This window comes from Bradyrhizobium sp. IC4059 (assembly GCF_020193615.1).
GTDB classification, from domain to species: domain Bacteria; phylum Pseudomonadota; class Alphaproteobacteria; order Rhizobiales; family Xanthobacteraceae; genus Bradyrhizobium; species Bradyrhizobium yuanmingense.
In genome coordinates this window covers 1-2,598 of record NZ_JADYVH010000031.1, presented here as the reverse complement: position 1 = coordinate 2,598, position 2,598 = coordinate 1, and the positions used below count along the sequence as shown (strand labels likewise).

The 2,598-nt window shown below is 66.4% G+C and carries 2 protein-coding genes; both read left to right on the top strand.

The features are described from left to right. Positions 1-2,118 (top strand): hybrid sensor histidine kinase/response regulator (locus I6F12_RS36925; protein WP_225158534.1); only part of this gene is annotated, 2,118 nt, incomplete at its 5' end. A 32-nt stretch (positions 2,119-2,150) separates the two neighbouring features. Next, positions 2,151-2,598, top strand: a 448-nt coding sequence (locus I6F12_RS36920) for a chemotaxis protein CheW (protein ID WP_057029821.1), incomplete at its 3' end; no start/stop codon positions are given.

Genomic DNA, 2,598 nt, shown 5'->3' with positions numbered 1-2,598 from the left:
AAGGCCGCGCCGAAGAAGTCGATGGCCGACGAGATGGCGGGCGAGGGCGACCGCATCGCCAACCAGTCGATCCGCGTCAACGTGGATACGCTGGAGCACCTGATGACCATGGTCTCCGAGCTGGTCCTGACCCGCAACCAGCTCTTGGAGATCTCCCGCCGCAACGAGGACACCGAGTTCAAGGTGCCGCTGCAGCGCCTCTCCAACGTCACCGCCGAGCTGCAGGAAGGCGTCATGAAGACGCGCATGCAGCCGATCGGCAATGCCTGGCAGAAGCTGCCCCGCATTGTCCGCGACCTCTCATCCGAACTCGGCAAGCAGATCGAGCTCGAGATGCACGGCGCCGACACCGAGCTCGACCGCCAGGTGCTCGATCTGATCAAGGACCCGCTCACCCACATGGTGCGCAACTCCGCCGATCATGGCCTGGAGACCCCCGCCGAGCGCCTCGCCAGCGGCAAGGGCGAGCAGGGCACCATTCGCCTGTCCGCCTATCACGAGGGCGGCCACATCATCATCTGCATCGCCGACAACGGCCGCGGCCTCAACACCGAGAAGATCAAGGCCAAGGCGCTCTCGTCCGGTCTCGTCACCGAGGCCGAGCTCGAGAAGATGAGCGAAGCCCAGATCCACAAGTTCATCTTCGCGCCGGGCTTCTCCACTGCCGCTGCCATCACCTCGGTCTCGGGCCGCGGCGTCGGCATGGACGTGGTCCGCACCAATATCGACCAGATCGGCGGCACCATCGACATCAAGAGCGTGGCCGGCGAAGGAAGCTCCGTCACCATCAAGATCCCGCTGACGCTTGCCATCGTCTCGGCGCTGATCGTCGAAGCCGCCGGCGACCGCTTTGCGATCCCGCAGCTCTCGGTGGTGGAATTGGTCCGCGCCCGCGCCAACTCCGAGCACCGCATCGAGCGCATCAAGGACACCGCGGTGCTCAGGCTCCGCAACAAGCTGCTGCCGCTGATCCATCTGAAGAAGCTCCTGAAGATCGACGACGGCGCGGCCTCCGATCCCGAGAACGGCTTCATCGTGGTGACGCAAGTCGGCAGCCAGACCTTCGGCATCGTCGTCGACGGCGTGTTCCACACCGAAGAAATCGTGGTCAAGCCGATGTCGACAAAACTGCGTCACATCGACATGTTCTCCGGCAACACCATTCTGGGCGATGGCGCGGTCATCATGATCATCGATCCCAACGGCATCGCCAAGGCGCTCGGCGCCGCCGGCTCCTCGGCCCATGGCATGGGTGACGAAGCGGCCGGCCATCACATCGGAAGTGGCGAGCAGACCACCTCGCTCTTGGTGTTCCGCGCCGGCTCGTCGCAGCCCAAGGCGGTTCCGCTCGGCCTCGTCACGCGCCTGGAAGAGCTGCCCGCCGACAAGATCGAGTTCTCGAACGGCCGCTACATGGTGCAGTACCGCGAGCAGCTGATGCCGCTGGTGGCCATGGAAGGCGTCACCATTGCGAGCCAGGGCGCCCAGCCGATCCTGGTGTTCGCCGACGACGGCCGCTCCATGGGCCTCGTCGTCGACGAGATCATCGACATCGTCGAGGAACGCCTCAACATCGAGGTCGGCGGCTCCTCCTCCGGCATTCTCGGCTCGGCCGTGATCAAGGGCCAGGCCACCGAGGTGATCGACGTCGGCCACTTCCTGCCGATGGCGTTCGCCGACTGGTTCACCCGCAAGGAGATGAAGCCGTCGCTGCATTCGCAGTCGGTGCTGCTGGTCGACGACTCGGCCTTCTTCCGCAACATGCTGGCGCCGGTGCTGAAGGCCGCCGGCTACCGCGTCCGCACCGCGCCGACCGCGCAGGAGGGCCTCGCGGCACTGCGCGCCCAAAACTTCGACGTGATCCTGACCGACATCGAGATGCCCGACATGAACGGGTTCGAGTTCGCGGAAGTCGTCCGCTCCGACAACAACCTCGCCGCGACGCCGATCATCGGCCTGTCGGCGCTGGTGTCGCCGGCGGCGATCGAGCGCGGCCGTCAGGCCGGCTTCCACGATTACGTCGCCAAGTTCGACCGTCCCGGCCTGATCGCGGCGCTGAAGGAGCAGACCGCGGGCGCCGCCGGCGCCTCCGAGCTGAGCCGGGCGGCCGCGGCTTAAACCTTGAGCGGCATGGACCAGGAGACACTGAAATGAGCAAGAAGACCCAGTCCGCTGAAGGCGCCATGGTCGAGTACGTCACCGCGATGATCGGCGGCCAGCTGTTCGGGCTGCCGATCTCCCGCGTCCAGGACGTGTTCATGCCCGAGCGCGTCACCCGCGTGCCGCTGGCCTCGCGTGAGATCGCGGGCGTGTTGAACCTGCGCGGCCGCATCGTCACCGTGGTCGACATGCGCTCGCGCCTCGGCCTGCCCAAGGACGAGGACGGCAAGACCGCGATGGCGGTCGGCGTCGACCTGCGCGGCGAATCCTATGGCCTCCTGATCGACCAGATCGGCGAGGTGCTGCGCCTGCCCGAGGACGGTAAGGAAGAAAACCCCGTCAACCTCGACCCCCGCATGGCCAAGCTCGCCGGCGGCGTCCACCGCCTCGACGGACAGCTCATGGTCGTCCTCGACGTCGACCGCGTCCTCGAGCTCG